Source organism: Stenotrophomonas sp. Iso1 (assembly GCF_027497995.1).
Lineage (GTDB): Bacteria > Pseudomonadota > Gammaproteobacteria > Xanthomonadales > Xanthomonadaceae > Stenotrophomonas.
On sequence record NZ_JAODBT010000004.1, the window covers coordinates 99704 to 113940 of the forward strand.

Below are 14237 nucleotides of genomic sequence, written 5' to 3' on the forward strand. Positions count from 1 at the left end.
GCGCGCGCCGGGGGTGAAGTGCGAATTCCATGCGGATTCGCCAACTTTCTACCCTGGCGTTAGGCCCGTCGAAAATGTCACGGCTAGCCGACGAAGGAGTCATGTCGGAAGCGCGATGCGCGGCACCAAAGGGGCCGTATGCGCCAGTTGCAGGGCAGGCCCTCCCGGCCTTTCCATGCAAGACGTGCAATGCTCCCATCGTTTCAACCGCATTTGTGCAAGCGAAACCTCACAGGATCTGGGGCACATCCGCTCATAGGCTTGCCCGCGCATCAACGCGTAGCTAACTTTCGGGCGGCCAACGTCAAGGAGTAGACAATGCGCATGCTGATTGTTGTCGGCGACTGTACGACGGGCGGTGGCAACGTCATCACCGGTACATCGCAGACCAACATCGAGGGAAAGCCGGTTGCCCGCGTGGGTGACAGAGCCACCTGTCCCAGGCACAAAGGAATATTTCCGATCGTGAGCGGGGACCACACGCTCCTGATCGATGGTCAACCTGTCGCCCGCCACGGAGATAGCCTGGCTTGCGGCTGTACGTTGCTCTCCGGCAAGCAGCGTCTGGCCTTCATCGAGAACGCTGCGGCGGCAGGCAGCGGTGCTGCAAATCCTGCTGTCTTTGCTGTCCATACACCACCCACGCCGCCACCCGACATCACGAGCGCGGTCTGTGAGGAGTGTCTTCTGGCCGCTGCCCAGAAGGGCACCGCATTCCTGGGGCGCTGATCATGAACCGATATCTGATTGTTGATTGCGGCGTGCGTCCCGGCGCGGCCCGAACCCTTCGATTTTATGCGGAGGGCATGCCGCATCGTTCACTGTTCGATGGGCAGCCGGAACAGGCGCATGCCGATGTAGGTCCGTGGCTGGTGCAACTAGGCGATGGCAATCCCCTCCATGGGTGGCTGAATGCTCTGGAAGGGACGGGAGCACGCGTTCCCTGTGTCACCCAACTGGTGACGGAACAGTCGTTCAACAGCGTATTTTCTCACCTGCAGGAGCAGTTGGAACTGCGGCTTGCCGACGGAACGGCGGCCTTGCTCCGCTTCTACGATCCGCGCGTCATGAAACGTCTGCAGCGCATTCTCACCCCAGTGCAAAGCGCGTGCCTGCTGGCGCCGTTTCACGAGTGGTCAACGCAGGTAGGAAGGTATAGCCGCAATGCCAATTGAGCTGACTGCGCAACAGGAAGCCCTGCTGCGCCTCCCCGATCCGAATGAATTCACGCTGCGCATTACGAACGAAATCCGTCGCGACATGGCGCAGGACGTGGCAGGGATGACCGACGCGCAACTGCTTGAGGCCGTGCGTGCCTCCTACGACGTCGCCACCTACGACCTGCACATCACCCGCATTCCCACGTTGGTGCGCTGGGTGAGGCTGGACGCCACGTCCAATGGTGCCCTACGCACCGAGCCAGGCATGCAGCTGAGGATCAAGGCTGCCACTGATCCAAGCCTTGCTGCCGAAGATGTTCTGGCGGTTCTGCTGGCACAAACGAACTGGAGTGATTGATATGGGAGCAGCAATTCCAATCGGAATACGCGGCCTTGGGCAAGTGCTGAAGCAGGTGCTTCCGCGCGTAAGGGTTCGTCGCGGGGTAGCGGTCATCCCCCGTGATGTCGCCAAAGAAGGTGACTGCTCCAACACCAAGGACGAGACCCAATGCAATCAGTGCAAGTTGGACCAAGGCGCGTTGGCACCGGCAGTGCCGCGCCGGGCAGTGCGCCGCCAGAATAAAGTCAACGGGGACTATCAGTTGCAGATCGCCAACATGAACGCAGGGCCAGAGCGCTTCACCTATTGCGACAAGAACACAGGCTTGCCGGTCACTGATTTCGACACATCACTAGCCGGACGAGCATGGTTGGCCATCAAGGGCGAGCCGCAGCCCAATGCAGAGCAACTGAATCTCACAGAATGGTTGTACGGCGGTGTGTACTTCGACGGATTCTGGAGGGCGCAATGCACAGTGGTAGACGCTAAGGGGCGTTACGCACAGTTTCTGTCCCCAGATGATGGACTGCCTAACCTAGGTTTCCCAAAGCGATTCGTGTTTCCCGGCATGATTGAGGAGGCCGGCCGGCAGATTACGGTCATTAGCACTGCCATGCCTCAAGCAAAACTGCAATGGCATTTTATGCAGATTGAAGTCTATAAATGGGCTGCCGCCAGCATTCCACAGCCAGTTGTTTGCGTCCACACCCCCTACATTCTGCAGGTTGTCCAAGCATGATCAGCATCATAATCCGCTTCAAGATCAGCGAGCACATCAAGAGCGACTTTGGCAGCGCTTATCGCCAACTTTATATGGCACTTCAGCGCATACCTGGAAACTACGAATGGTTCTGCGGGGTCAACACCCCCAAGCAAAAGCAAATTCCGTTTGAGCAAGAGGACGCTGTTGTGCAGAGGCTGCGTGAGCGGTCCGCTCTGATGGGATTGCAATCATTTAGTGCAGCCGTGGCCAGCGACGACAGGAAAAGCCGCCAGCCCGGACTGATCGAAATCGATTACAACCCTGAACTAGGGTATATGACCGTGGACCTGTACCGTCCTGACCAAGTCCTAGTAAACCCTACACAGTGGGTTGCCGACATCATGCTTGCAATGCTTGAAAGTGAACGGGAAACCACGTTTGCATTTGCCGACGTGTACGACAAAGTGGATGGGGAGTTCCAGTACTACAAGTCCAAGTACGCCACTTTCCCGCACCGCCAATGCCTGGGCTGGATGGCCTACGTTCCCCAGGTGGTCACGATGGAGCAATTGCCGCTGGCCGCCAGGATCATTCCTGCCGAAGGCGGCTCGATCATCGTCGCCGTTGACGAGCCATTTGATCTGGCAAACAAGGCCCACATCAAGCGTGCCAATCAGATCGAGATGGACATGTGTGACCTGGGGTTGCTCGCCGTCACCGATCCTTCGTTTTGAGCCGACGCTGGCTTTCCCCTTGAGTAGCCAGGCCTCAGGAGCGGGGACGTATAAGGCCGGCGTCGCTTGACGATCACGATAGAAGGGCCGCCTGTGAGGCGGCCCTTCTCTTTGGAGCCCTACGATTTCGGCTCGCCAATTTCTTCCAGCTATAAATAGGTACGGATAAAAAAAGGATATCCGTATGGAAAATAAAATAAACGAACGAAATCAAAAAGTAACAACCACAAACACGGCTGATGACAATAACGTCTACATCATTGGGGACAACATCACCTTCATCCAATACGCTCCGCCGCCCGCAACCCCACCAGCGCTCGCGTCGCCTTCGTCCAACTGGTCGGCCAGGGCCACACGCCTCCTGACGCTTACAAACATTGGGCTAACTCTTGCTATGAGGCTCGCTGATTTGGTGACTTGGGTCTCGACCATCCCCAGCCTCTTCAACTGAAGGCGCCCAAGCCAAGAGCAAGCTGCGCCAAATTCGTACCACCGCCATCGAAAGCCCCGAAATACCTGGATGTCCATCCAGTCCATCAGCGGGCGACGGACAGGCGCAGGGAGGCGTCATAACGGGCGGAAGTGGACGACGGAATCATGGGCGCTGGATCGTACCCGGCGGCCTGGAGGGCGGCACCGGCGCATGTTTGAGGGTTGCCAAGCGTAAACGAAGCGCCTGAACCATTGCCGGACTGGCCGCCGGCTCAGCTCAGGGCAGCTCCGGGAAAAGCACGATCAACGCGATCCACAGCACCTTGCACGCCACATGCAACAACTGGTCGGCGTTATAGCCGATGCGATGGCCGCATTTGAGGTCGTCGATCAGCATGTGGCAGATCACCTCCAGTGCACCCAGCACCAGGCTGCCGGTGATCCACGCCACCGCACCACCATGAATCACCGCATGCGCACCCAAAGCCTGGTACCACGGCACCCCCGGCACCGGCACGAAGCGACTCTTGGCCTTGGCCAGAAACTCGCCCTGCAACGGGTAGTCGGCCAAGGCATGGGCGACCAGCAACAACACGAACATCTGGAGCAACTCGTAAGAGGTCATCAGCAGATGGATGTCAGGTGAGGGGCCGAGTCTGGCACTAATGGCAGGCCGTCGTGAAGGTGCCATTTGTGGGGGTCGCGACTTACAGAAAGCGCACCTTCGACTGGATCGCCGAGCCTTGTCCCGCAGGCCTGCAACGTAGAATCCATGTGCGCATTTCGCGCCGCTACTGCCTGTCCCTACTCATGAACGCTTACGCATTGCTGGCCTGTGCCATCGCCCTGGAAGTCCTTGCCACCTCGCTGTTGAAAGCCTCCGACGGCATGACCCGCTTGTGGCCGACGTTGGGCTCAATGCTGGGCTACGGCGTGTGCTTCTGGTTGTTGTCGATAGTGATGAAGACCGTGCCCACCGGCATTGCCTATGCCATCTGGTCCGGCGTTGGCATCGTGCTGATCTCGTTGATCGGCCTGTTCGTGTTCAAGCAGAAGCTGGACCTGCCGGCGTTGGTCGGCATCGGCCTGATCTGCGCCGGCGTGGTGGTGATCAACGTGTTCTCACGCTCCACAGCGCATTGATGTGGCGCGGGGAACGGCAGGCAGAGGTGTTGGATGTTCTTTGCTTCATCCGCGATTCCTCACTCCCCGCTCCCCACCCTTGACCTCCCACGCGTCCCGGCCTATTTTGTGCGCGCCAAAGGTATTTATCCCTCTATCCGCATGAAGGGATGAATTTAAACGGGAATCCGGTGAAGCCGGCCGCAAGGCCTGTCATTCCGGAGCTGCCCCGCAGCGGTGAATGGAAACGACCGCCGTCATCAGCACTGGGCCAACGCCCGGGAAGCGACGGCCAGTAGGTGGGCGCAATCGTGCCCGCGTCCAACAGCCCGAATACCGGCCTCGGCCGGGGGACCTGCCGTCCCCTGTTTCGACCTGGAGTCTCCGCGGGGAGGCGGCCGGCGCTGTCCCTGCCCATGCGCGGGGCGGCGCTCCGTGTCCACGCCATGAATCCGGTTCGCCCGCGGGGGCGAAGGTCGCTGGCGTGGCGGGCATGGCTGCAAAGCCGCGCACGACGCGCGGTTCCTTCGTTCCTCAATGCCCATGCAATGAGGAAAGCGTCATGACTACCGTTACCAACCTGGGGTTCCCCCGAATCGGCGCACGCCGCGAGCTCAAGCACGCCCTGGAGGGCTACTGGCGCGGTGAAAGCGATGCCGCGCAATTGCAGGCCAGTGCCGCCGCACTCCGCGCACGCCATTGGCAGCTGCAACGCGATGCTGGCGTGGATGTGCCGCCCAGCAACGACTTCAGCCTGTACGACCACGTACTCGACACCGCCGTGCTGTTTGATGCGATTCCGCAGCGCTACCGGCACCTGGCTGAGCGTGCACCGCTGGATGCTTATTTCGCCATGGCCCGTGGCCTGCAGCGCGAGGAGGTGGACCTGCATGCGCTGGAAATGACCAAGTGGTTCGACACCAACTACCACTATCTGGTGCCAGAGTTGCAGCGCGACCAGGTGTTCAAGCTGCACGGAGACAAGCCACAGACCGAATATCGCGAAGCTCGCGCGTTGGGCATCCAGACGCGACCCGTGCTGCTGGGGCCTGTCAGCTTTCTGCTGCTGTCCAAGACCACCGATGGCAGCCATCCACTGGACCTGCTCGACAACCTGCTGCCCGCATATGTGCAGTTGCTCGGCGAGCTGAAACAACTGGGCGCCAGTTGGGTGCAGCTGGATGAGCCGGTGCTGGTGCAGGACCTGGACGAGACAACGCGCGCGGCCTTTGTGCATGCCTACGCCGTGCTGGCCGAGCTGCCGCGTCCGGACATCCTGTTGGCCACCTACTTCGGCGCGCTGGGCGACAACCTGTCGCTGGCCGCGGCGCTGCCGGTGGAAGGCCTGCATGTGGATCTGGTGCGCGCACCCGAGCAGCTCGATGCCGTGCTGCGCGCGTTGCCCGACTCACGCGTGCTGTCGCTGGGCTTGGTCAACGGCCGCAACATCTGGCGCAACCCGCTGGACAATGCGCTGATCCTGGCGCGCTATGCGTTGGGCCATCGTGGCCCGGACAAGCTATGGCTGGCACCGTCCTGCTCGCTGTTGCATTGCCCGGTGGATCTCACCCTTGAGAAGAAGCTGGATACGGAACTGCGCAGCTGGCTCGCGTTCTCGCGGCAGAAATTGCAGGAACTACGCACCTTGGCCGACGCGTTGGACGGCAACATCAACGCCGAACCCGCACTGGCACAGGCACGTGACTCCATCGAGTCGCGTCGGCGTTCGTCGCGCGTGCACAACGCCGCGGTCAAGCGCCGTCTGGCTGCACTTTCGGCGGCCGATGGCACCCGCACCACGCCGCATGCACAACGTCAGTTGCTACAAGCGCAGGCACTGCGCCTGCCAGACTTCCCCACCACCACCATTGGTTCGTTCCCGCAGACACAGGACGTTCGTGAGGCGCGTGCACGGCACAAGTCCGGCAAGCTCAGTGCCGCCGACTACGATGCCTTCCTCGCCGCGCAGACCGAGCACTGCGTGCGCGTGCAGGAGCAGATCGGCCTGGACGTATTGGTGCATGGCGAGTTCGAGCGCAATGACATGGTCGAATACTTCGGTGAGCAGCTCGACGGCTTCGCCTTCACCGGCAATGGCTGGGTGCAGAGTTACGGCTCACGCTGCGTGAAGCCGCCGGTGATCTATGGCGATGTCAGCCGTCCTGCGCCGATGACGGTGCGTTGGTCGCAATACGCACAATCGCTAACCGACAAACCGATGAAGGGCATGCTTACCGGCCCGGTGACGGTGTTGCAGTGGTCGTTCGTGCGTGATGACCAGTCGCGTGCCGACACCTGCCGTCAGATCGCCCTGGCATTGCGCGATGAAGTCTGCGATCTGGAAACCGCCGGCATCCGCGCCATCCAGATCGACGAGCCGGCGCTTCGCGAAGGGCTGCCACTGCGCCGTGCCGAGTGGCAGCACTACCTGGACTGGGCGGTGGATGCCTTCCGCATCAGCGCCAGTGGCGTGGCCGATGCGACCCAGATCCACACCCACATGTGCTACGCCCAGTTCAACGACATCATCGAAGCGGTGGCGGCTTTGGATGCAGATGTGATTTCGATTGAGACTTCGCGTTCGCGCATGGAACTGCTGGATGCCTTCGCACGTTTTGACTACCCCAACCAAGTTGGCCCGGGCGTGTACGACATCCATTCGCCCCGTGTACCGGACACCGCCGAAATGGTGGAACTGCTGCGCAAGGCCTGCGCTGTGCTGCCACCGCAGAAGCTGTGGGTGAATCCGGACTGCGGCCTGAAAACCCGGGGCTGGGACGAAACCCGCGCCGCACTCGAAGCAATGGTGAATGCTGCGCGCACGTTGCGTAGCGAGCGTGCCGCCGCAGCAGCCTAGGAGTGAGCAAACAGGACAGGGGAGTGAGTGAAAGCAGCGCCGCTGCACATCGCTCATTCCTCGCGTCCTGCGTCAGCCTCCAACCGTGGCAGGGAGCCGCCGGAAGCACCACGCAACCTCACCTCCAAGCCCATGCAACCCGGGTAAGCGCAGCGCACCCGGGTGACGTGGCTGCGGGCGCGGCGTCATGGTTTGCGCTCCTGCCCGGCCAGTTCCACCGACATCACACCTTCCACCGCACCCAGCAGCTGCGCCTTGTCCAGCAATTGCTCACGCGTCGGTGGTGGATCGCAGTCGATATCGACGATGTCATTGCCTTCATCGCGTCGCCGCAGGGTGATGCGTTTCACCGGTAGGCCAGCGTCCTCGGCTGCCGCCTGCACCTTGGCCAGCGAAGCACCCTCGGCCAGCCGCAGACGCAGCCGGCCGATGCGGGCGCGACGGCGCAGATAGCGCTGTTCCAACGGCTTGAGCAACGCCAGGATTGCCCACAACAGCAGCGTGGTCATCAGCGCGGCCAGATACAGCCCGGCACCGGCGGCAAGCCCGACCGACGCCACCGCCCACAGGCCGGCAGCGGTGGTCAGGCCACGAATCACCTGTTCACGTTGCAGGAACAAGATGGTGCCCGCCCCCAGAAACCCGACGCCGCTGATCACCTGCGCGGCGATGCGTGACGGGTCAAGCACGACATTTGGGCGCCCCAACACGTCGCCGAAACCGAATGCCGAAACGATGATCGCCAACGCAGACCCCACGCAGACCAGCATGTGCGTGCGCAACCCTGCCGCCCATTCCAGACGCCCGCGGTTGATACCGATCACTGCGCCCAGTACCGCTGCCAGCAACAGCCGCAGCCCCATTTCCGACCATGAAATCATCATTCACGCTCCTGTTCGCCGGCCGGTTCTCGTCGCTTCGCCCGGCCTCTGCCAACCCGTAGTCGTAGACTGTGCACACCCCTGCGTCAGGAAGCCGTGGATGTACGCAAAAGACATAGCGCTGTTGGTGGTGGATCTACAGCCCGATTTCATGCCGGGCGGCGCGCTGCCATGCCATCAAGGCGATGCCATCGTGCCGGGCATCGCCAAGCTGCTGGCCTCGCGCCAGTACGCCACCGTGGTGGCCACGCAGGACTGGCATCCGCATGACCACGCCTCGTTCGCCAGTCAATACAGCGGTCACAAGCCGCTGGAGGTGATCACGCTGCACGGCCAATCGCAGACGCTGTGGCCTGACCACTGCGTACAGGGAACCGCCGGCGCCGCGTTGGACCCGCGCGTGGATTGGAACAACGCCAACCTGATCCTGCGCAAAGGCAGCGATCGCCAAGTGGATTCGTACAGTGCCTTCCGCGAGAACTTCGGCCCGCGCGGTGACCGCCCCGCCACCGGCCTGGCCGGCTGGCTGCACGAACGCGGCATTGCCGAGGTGCACGTCTGCGGACTGGCGCGCGACTACTGCGTGTTGTGGAGCGCGCAGGACGCCGCGATCAGTGGCTTCCGGGTGCGCTTTTTGTGGGACCTGACGCGGCCGGTGTCAGCGAACAATGATGCGGCGGTGCGCATTGCGCTGAGCGAAGGCGGAGTGGAGATTGCGGAGTGAATGGGGAGTAGTGAGTTAAGGCGACGGCGCGAGCTGAACCAAAGCCCGCCTCATCCGCGCTTCGGGCACCTTCCCCCGCAGGCGGGAGAAGGGATGGAAGTTCAACGTCGAGTTCACCTTCGGCTTCGGCCTGAGGCATGAGCTGCGGTTTGCGCCGTTTCCTGCTCCCCTTTCCCCGCACCCCATCTCAGCGAAACACCACCGTGCGGTGGCCATTCAGCACGATGCGGTGCTCGACATGGCGGCGTACGGCGCGGGCCAGCACCTGTGATTCGGTGTCACTGCCCAGCTGCACCAGATCACGCGGGGTCATGGCGTGGTCAACGCGCGCGACGTCCTGCTCGATGATCGGGCCTTCGTCCAGATCAGACGTCACGTAGTGCGCGGTGGCACCGATGATCTTGACCCCGCGTGCGTGTGCCTGGTGGTACGGCTGCGCGCCCTTGAAGCTGGGCAGGAAGCTGTGGTGAATATTGATCGCGCGGCCGGCCAACGCCTGGCACAGGCGCGGTGACAGAATCTGCATGTAGCGCGCCAGCACGACCAGGTCGATACGCTCGCGCTCAACCAGGTCGATGATCTGCTGCTCCTGCTGTTCGCGGTTGTCTGCGTCCACGGGCAGGTGATGGAACGGCACGCCGTAGGAACCGGCCAGCGCCCCAAAATCGGTGTGATTGGAAGCAACGGCTGCGATATCCACTTTCAGCTGGCGGCTGTGGGTGCGGAACAACAGGTCATTGAGACAATGGCCCTGCTTGCTGACCAGCACCAGCAGGCGCGCACGCCGGCGCGCATCGTGCAGTTCCCACTGCATGCCGAATTCCTCACCCAGCGCCTGCAGCCGTGTACGCACACCTGGCACGTCGCCCTTGTCGGCGGTGTCGAAATGCACGCGCAGGAAGAACCGGCCGCTCTCCTCATCACCAAACTGCTGGGCATCCAGAATGTTGCAGCCGGCATCAAACAACAGGCCGGAGACGCGGTAGACGATGCCGGTACGGTCCGGGCAGGACAGGGTAAGGATGAAATCAGGGCGCATGGCCGACAACATTGCACGGGGAGGTCGCGGACAGTAACCGGTCTGGCGACAGCGGGCCAACAGCAGTTGCAGCTGACACGGATCCGCCCGTGCCAGCAGGCCGACTCAATGCGGGTGCACCGTCAAACCGACCAGCCGTACCACCAGCGGGCGCACCACCAATACGCAGCAGAACGCCACCGGCATGGCCAGGCAATAGGCGGACAGCACCCGCATCGGGTACTGGGCATCAATGCCGGCATTGGCGGCAGTGATCACCAGGCACATCAGCATGGCCATGATGCCGGCCATGAAGAAGGCAAACACGAAGGGCGTGGCGCGCGCGTGCAACTTCCAGGGGGAGACGGCGGTGGTGCGGGGTTCCAGCATCGTGCGTGTTCCTTGAACAACCAATCGGCGATTGCGAGCCGGCCACGATAAGCAATGGTTCTGGTTTCGACTAGATCGCCCGGGCTTGGCGCTTTATAAAGAAATACTTTGCAATCACCCCGGACAATGCCGCCCGGCATGAACATCCTCCATTCCATCCGCAGCTTCATCCGCACCGCCGATGCCGGCAGCCTTGCCGGCGCCGCGCGCACCCTTGGCATCAGCGCCGCCGCCGTGGGCCAGAACATCGCCCGCCTGGAAACCCACCTGGGCGTGCGCCTGTTCAACCGCACCACCCGCCAGCTGGCGCTGACCGAACGTGGCGCGCTGTACCTGGCACAGGTGCGGCATATCGAACGCGACCTGCAACGCGCGCAGGCTGCCGTGACCGACCCCGATGCGACGCCCGCAGGACGGTTACGCATCGCCAGCAGCGCAGCATTCGGACGGCATGTACTGGCACCGTTGCTGCCCGCGCTACAGCAGCGCTATCCACGGCTCGAAATTGAACTGCTGCTGGCTGACCGCAACGTCGACCACGCACGTGAAGATGTGGATGTCAGCATCCGCATCGGGCCGCAACTTGAAGAAGGCATGGTGGCACGCCTTATCGCGCAGGTGCCGTTCGTGTTCTGCGCCGCGCCCGCCTATCTGGCCGACGCCGGCACGCCGCATACGCCTGAAGATCTGCGCGAGCATCGCTGCCTGCTGTTCCGCTATCCACTGGACGGGCGCTACCTGCGCTGGGGCTTCGTGCGTGACGGCATGCGCTTCGATGCGGATGTGCGGCCCGCTCTGGTCAGCGACGATATCGATGCGTTGGCGATCATGGCGGCCAAGGGCGGCGGCATCACCCGTTTGGCCGCGTTTGTCGCGGCCCCCTACCTCGCACGAGGTGAGCTGCAGGCATTGTTTACCTCGGATAGCGCAGACGACACGCAGGCCGCCGCTGAACCGATGCGGGTGTATCTGTGCGTGAGTGACCGCCGCGATCTCACCCCGAAGGTCCGGTCACTCCTGCAACATGTGTTGGATGCCCTGCCCACCGCATGGCGGGCCGACCACCGCTGAGCACCGGCGCAGTGTTGCGCCGGCGCTCAGTTGGTTCATGGCTCAGTCGCAGCGGGCAACGTCGAACAGGCCGCGCGCTTCATGCGGCTCACACCGCAGGTATTGCGGCGATGCGCTGATATGCGTGCCCAGTGCGGCAGCCGCATGCCACGGCCAACGCGGGTCATAGAGAATGCCGCGCGCGATGCCGATGGCATCGGCACGTCCTTCCACCAGAATCGCCTCTGCCTGCGCCGGCTCGGTGATCAGGCCCACCGCAATTACCGGCGTACTGATCTGTGCCTTGATCGCTTCGGCCACGGGCACCTGGTACCCCGGACCAACCGGAATCTGCTGGCGCGGGTCCAGCCCGCCGCTGGAGACATGCAGAAAATCGTTACCGTGCGCCTCAAGCGCCCTGCCCAATTCGATGCTCTGCGCAACATCCCAACCGCCATCGACCCAATCGGTTGCAGAGATACGGACACCTACTGACATCGTGGCCGGCACTGCCGCACGTACCGCATCGAACACGCGCAGCAACAGACGCATGCGATTCTCCAGCGAGCCGCCGTATTCATCGGTTCGATGATTACTCAGCGGCGACAGGAACTGATGCAGCAGGTAGCCGTGCGCCGCATGCAACTCGATCAGATCCAACCCCAATCGTGCCGAACGCCGCGCCGCCTCGGCGAACGCTTCAACCACCGCATCGATACCTGCGGCATCCAGCGCCTGGGGTGTCGGTTCGCCTTCGAGGAACGGCAACGCGGACGGTGCCAACACCTGCCAACCGTGCACGTCATCCGGGGCAATCGCCCGCCCGCCATCCCACGGTCGTGCGGTGGACGCTTTGCGTCCGGCATGGGCCAACTGCACGCCGATCGGCATCTTCGACCAGCGCCGTACCGAGGTCAGCACCTTGGCCAGCGCGGCTTCTGTGGCGTCGTCCCACAGGCCCAGGTCTGCCCAGCTGATGCGCCCTTCCGGCAACACCGCGGTCGCTTCGAGGATCAACAGACCGGCGCCGGATTGGGCCAGCTGCCCCAGATGAATGGTGTGCCAGTCACTGGCCTGACCCTCCTCTGCGGAGTACTGGCACATCGGCGCAATGACAATGCGATTGGAAAGCGAAAGCGGGCCCAGCGACAGGGGCGAGAACAGATGGCTCACGTGGGGTGATCCGGAAAAGTAGAAGCGCCATTCGACGCCTCTGCCGGTGTCGATTCAACCGCAGCGGTGGATCACACCGTCTTGGCACCATCGAGCAGGAATGCAAGCGCCTGCGCGCACGGCATTTCGACCTTCAACGACAACAGTGCATCGGCGCGGGTCCGCCCCAGGTTCACGGCCGCCACCGGCAGGCCGGCCTTGGCCGCCGTATCAACGAAGCGGAAGCCTGAATAAACCATCAGGGACGAGCCCACCACCAGCACGGCATCAGCACGCTGCAGGTGTGCATGCACCGCAGCGACACGTTCACGCGGCACGTTCTCGCCAAAAAACACCACATCCGGTTTGAGGATGCCGCCGCACTGTGTACAGGCAGGCACCTGAAAGCTGGAAAAGTCCGTTTCAAGATCGGCATCGCCATCCGGTGCGATACCCGCGTCCAGCCCACCCCAACCCGGGTTGGTGTCGAGCAGACGCTGTTGCAGTACCTCACGCGACGAACGTGTTTCGCAGCCCATGCAGCGCACCTGGTCCAGACGCCCGTGCAGATCGATCACGGTCTGACTGCCGGCACGTTGATGCAGGCAATCCACATTCTGGGTAAGCAGCAGTTCGATGCGACCATCGGCTTCCAGCGCTGCCAACGCATGATGCGTGGTGTTGGGCTGGGCGCGGCCAAACGTCGACCAGCCCACCAGACTGCGCGCCCAATAGCGCTGCCGCGTGCCGGCCTCACCCATGAAGGCCTGGTAGGTAACCGGTGGCGTGCGCTTCCACTGCCCATCGGCATCGCGGTAATCCGGTATGCCGGAATCCGTACTGCAACCGGCACCGGTCACCACGAACAAGCGCCGGTGCCGGGCGATGAATTCCGGCAGCTCCGTGATCACTGCCGAGGACAGACGCTCGGCCGGAGTGAACGAGAAGGTACTCATCGCTGCGTGCTTCAATCCTGTCGCGGCAGCGCCGGTACGGTAGTCGGCTGTCCCTCGGCGTCGAGCGCGATCATCACGAAGGTGCCCTTGGTACACAACTTCCGCTCACCCGAATGCAGGTCTTCAGTAACCAGCTCCACTTCCACGGTCATGGAACTGCGTCCCACCCGCACCACGCGACCAATGGTTTCCACCATCTGCCCGACACGGATCGGCAATTTGAAATCCACCTGATCCGAACGCGCGGTCACCACCGTTCGACGCGAATAACGGGCAGCAGCCAGGAACGCCGCTTTGTCCATCCATGCCAAGGCCTGGCCACCAAACAGCGTGCCCATGTGATTGGTGTGGTTGGGGAATACGATCTCGGCCATGCGGACTTCAACGGGCGGATCGGCTTCGGTAATCGGAGTCATGAGGGCAGCCTTCAGAGGTTGGTCGAATGATACGCCCGGCTACCTGTGCAACCGGTGTATGCGGGGTGATGACTCGTGCAACTCGCTGGAGCGGCCCCGGCTGCGAAGCGCTTCCTCCAACAGGTACGTTCCTGCGCCATCCGGCCAAGCGCAGTGCACCGGGGCTTTCTGCACGGGATCAAGGAGGGAGAACAGCGGTATTGGGCAACGTCCTGCTCGCGTGCAGCTCGTGCCCGGCTGCGTACTTGCACCACGCAGCGTCGTGGAGGATCTACGGGGCGTTGCGCCCTCCCCTTCGCGGC

The 14237-nt window shown here is 62.5% G+C and carries 16 protein-coding genes and 1 riboswitch; of the genes, 9 read left to right on the plus strand and 7 right to left on the minus strand.

Features of this window, described 5'->3' with window-relative positions; genetic code table 11:
- Positions 1-318 precede the first annotated feature (318 nt).
- From PAN08_RS15575 to PAN08_RS15595, 5 genes are read left to right on the plus strand one after another with little or no spacing between them, the layout of a single operon-like run.
- Entirely contained in the window at positions 319-729 is a 411-nt protein-coding gene (locus PAN08_RS15575) for a PAAR domain-containing protein (RefSeq protein ID WP_269792429.1), read from the plus strand.
- A 2-nt stretch (positions 730-731) separates the two neighbouring features.
- Positions 732-1175, plus strand: a complete 444-nt coding sequence (locus PAN08_RS15580; RefSeq protein ID WP_269792430.1) for a DUF4123 domain-containing protein — start codon at positions 732-734, stop codon at positions 1173-1175.
- A complete protein-coding gene (locus PAN08_RS15585) occupies positions 1165-1518 on the plus strand; it encodes a hypothetical protein (protein ID WP_269792431.1) in 354 nt (117 codons plus the stop codon). Before PAN08_RS15580 ends, PAN08_RS15585 begins: the two co-directional genes overlap by 11 nt.
- Before the next feature lies 1 nt (position 1519).
- A complete protein-coding gene (locus PAN08_RS15590; protein ID WP_269792432.1) occupies positions 1520-2239 on the plus strand; it encodes a Tox-REase-5 domain-containing protein in 720 nt (239 codons plus the stop codon).
- Positions 2236-2937, plus strand: a complete 702-nt coding sequence (locus PAN08_RS15595; RefSeq protein WP_269792433.1) for an Imm52 family immunity protein — start codon at positions 2236-2238, stop codon at positions 2935-2937. Before PAN08_RS15590 ends, PAN08_RS15595 begins: the two co-directional genes overlap by 4 nt.
- A gap of 709 nt (positions 2938-3646) precedes the next feature.
- Here PAN08_RS15595 and PAN08_RS15600 read toward each other — a convergent pair.
- Positions 3647-3994: a DUF3307 domain-containing protein gene (locus PAN08_RS15600; protein ID WP_269792434.1), complete on the minus strand. Its 348-nt coding sequence runs from the start codon at positions 3992-3994 to the stop codon at positions 3647-3649.
- Positions 3995-4149: 155 nt separating this feature from the next.
- Between PAN08_RS15600 and PAN08_RS15605 the strand changes: the two genes are divergently transcribed.
- Both PAN08_RS15605 and metE read left to right on the plus strand, forming a co-directional pair.
- Positions 4150-4512, plus strand: coding sequence for an SMR family transporter (locus PAN08_RS15605; protein WP_269792652.1), 363 nt, complete (start codon positions 4150-4152; stop codon positions 4510-4512).
- Positions 4513-4614: 102 nt separating this feature from the next.
- Positions 4615-4851: riboswitch (cobalamin riboswitch) on the plus strand.
- A gap of 202 nt (positions 4852-5053) precedes the next feature.
- Positions 5054-7348, plus strand: a complete 2295-nt coding sequence (gene metE, locus PAN08_RS15610; RefSeq protein ID WP_269792435.1) for a 5-methyltetrahydropteroyltriglutamate--homocysteine S-methyltransferase — start codon at positions 5054-5056, stop codon at positions 7346-7348.
- Positions 7349-7533: 185 nt separating this feature from the next.
- Here metE and PAN08_RS15615 read toward each other — a convergent pair whose 3' ends face one another.
- Positions 7534-8232 carry an MgtC/SapB family protein gene (locus PAN08_RS15615; protein ID WP_269792436.1) on the minus strand — a complete coding sequence of 233 codons (699 nt, stop codon included), beginning with the start codon at positions 8230-8232 and terminating at the stop codon, positions 7534-7536.
- Positions 8233-8329: 97 nt separating this feature from the next.
- Between PAN08_RS15615 and PAN08_RS15620 the strand changes: the two genes are divergently transcribed.
- Positions 8330-8953: a nicotinamidase gene (locus PAN08_RS15620; protein WP_269792437.1), complete on the plus strand. Its 624-nt coding sequence runs from the start codon at positions 8330-8332 to the stop codon at positions 8951-8953.
- Positions 8954-9140: 187 nt separating this feature from the next.
- Here the strand turns inward: PAN08_RS15620 and purU are convergent, their stop codons facing one another.
- Positions 9141-9992: a formyltetrahydrofolate deformylase gene (gene purU, locus PAN08_RS15625; RefSeq protein WP_269792438.1), complete on the minus strand. Its 852-nt coding sequence runs from the start codon at positions 9990-9992 to the stop codon at positions 9141-9143.
- Between the two features lie 105 nt (positions 9993-10097).
- Entirely contained in the window at positions 10098-10361 is a 264-nt protein-coding gene (locus PAN08_RS15630; RefSeq protein ID WP_269792439.1) for a DUF2798 domain-containing protein, read from the minus strand.
- A 138-nt stretch (positions 10362-10499) separates the two neighbouring features.
- Here PAN08_RS15630 and PAN08_RS15635 point away from each other — a divergent pair, with 138 nt between their 5' ends.
- The gene (locus tag PAN08_RS15635) at positions 10500-11432 is read left to right on the plus strand and encodes a LysR family transcriptional regulator (protein WP_269792440.1); all 933 of its coding nucleotides are present in this window, start codon (positions 10500-10502) and stop codon (positions 11430-11432) included.
- Positions 11433-11474: 42 nt separating this feature from the next.
- Here the strand turns inward: PAN08_RS15635 and PAN08_RS15640 are convergent, their stop codons facing one another.
- The 3 genes from PAN08_RS15640 to PAN08_RS15650 all read right to left on the minus strand — a co-directional run bounded on the left by PAN08_RS15640 (position 11475) and on the right by PAN08_RS15650 (position 13935).
- Complete coding sequence (locus tag PAN08_RS15640; RefSeq protein WP_269792441.1) at positions 11475-12584, minus strand: NADH:flavin oxidoreductase/NADH oxidase; 1110 nt, start codon at positions 12582-12584, stop codon at positions 11475-11477.
- 71 nt (positions 12585-12655) lie between these two features.
- The gene (locus PAN08_RS15645; RefSeq protein ID WP_269792653.1) at positions 12656-13474 is read right to left on the minus strand and encodes an NAD-dependent protein deacetylase; all 819 of its coding nucleotides are present in this window, start codon (positions 13472-13474) and stop codon (positions 12656-12658) included.
- A 56-nt stretch (positions 13475-13530) separates the two neighbouring features.
- Positions 13531-13935 (minus strand): acyl-CoA thioesterase, encoded by a 405-nt coding sequence (locus PAN08_RS15650; RefSeq protein WP_269792442.1) that lies wholly within the window; start codon positions 13933-13935, stop codon positions 13531-13533.
- Positions 13936-14237: the final 302 nt, after the last annotated feature.

Coding starts and splice junctions, on each gene's coding strand:
- metE (WP_269792435.1), top strand. CDS start 5,054: ATGACTACCGTTACCAACCTGGGGTTCCCCCGAATCGGCGCACGCCGC.
- PAN08_RS15600 (WP_269792434.1), bottom strand. CDS start 3,994: ATGACCTCTTACGAGTTGCTCCAGATGTTCGTGTTGTTGCTGGTCGCC.
- PAN08_RS15630 (WP_269792439.1), bottom strand. CDS start 10,361: ATGCTGGAACCCCGCACCACCGCCGTCTCCCCCTGGAAGTTGCACGCG.
- PAN08_RS15595 (WP_269792433.1), top strand. CDS start 2,236: ATGATCAGCATCATAATCCGCTTCAAGATCAGCGAGCACATCAAGAGC.
- PAN08_RS15585 (WP_269792431.1), top strand. CDS start 1,165: ATGCCAATTGAGCTGACTGCGCAACAGGAAGCCCTGCTGCGCCTCCCC.
- PAN08_RS15615 (WP_269792436.1), bottom strand. CDS start 8,232: ATGATGATTTCATGGTCGGAAATGGGGCTGCGGCTGTTGCTGGCAGCG.
- PAN08_RS15590 (WP_269792432.1), top strand. CDS start 1,520: ATGGGAGCAGCAATTCCAATCGGAATACGCGGCCTTGGGCAAGTGCTG.
- PAN08_RS15635 (WP_269792440.1), top strand. CDS start 10,500: ATGAACATCCTCCATTCCATCCGCAGCTTCATCCGCACCGCCGATGCC.
- PAN08_RS15580 (WP_269792430.1), top strand. CDS start 732: ATGAACCGATATCTGATTGTTGATTGCGGCGTGCGTCCCGGCGCGGCC.
- PAN08_RS15575 (WP_269792429.1), top strand. CDS start 319: ATGCGCATGCTGATTGTTGTCGGCGACTGTACGACGGGCGGTGGCAAC.
- PAN08_RS15620 (WP_269792437.1), top strand. CDS start 8,330: ATGTACGCAAAAGACATAGCGCTGTTGGTGGTGGATCTACAGCCCGAT.
- purU (WP_269792438.1), bottom strand. CDS start 9,992: ATGCGCCCTGATTTCATCCTTACCCTGTCCTGCCCGGACCGTACCGGC.
- PAN08_RS15650 (WP_269792442.1), bottom strand. CDS start 13,935: ATGACTCCGATTACCGAAGCCGATCCGCCCGTTGAAGTCCGCATGGCC.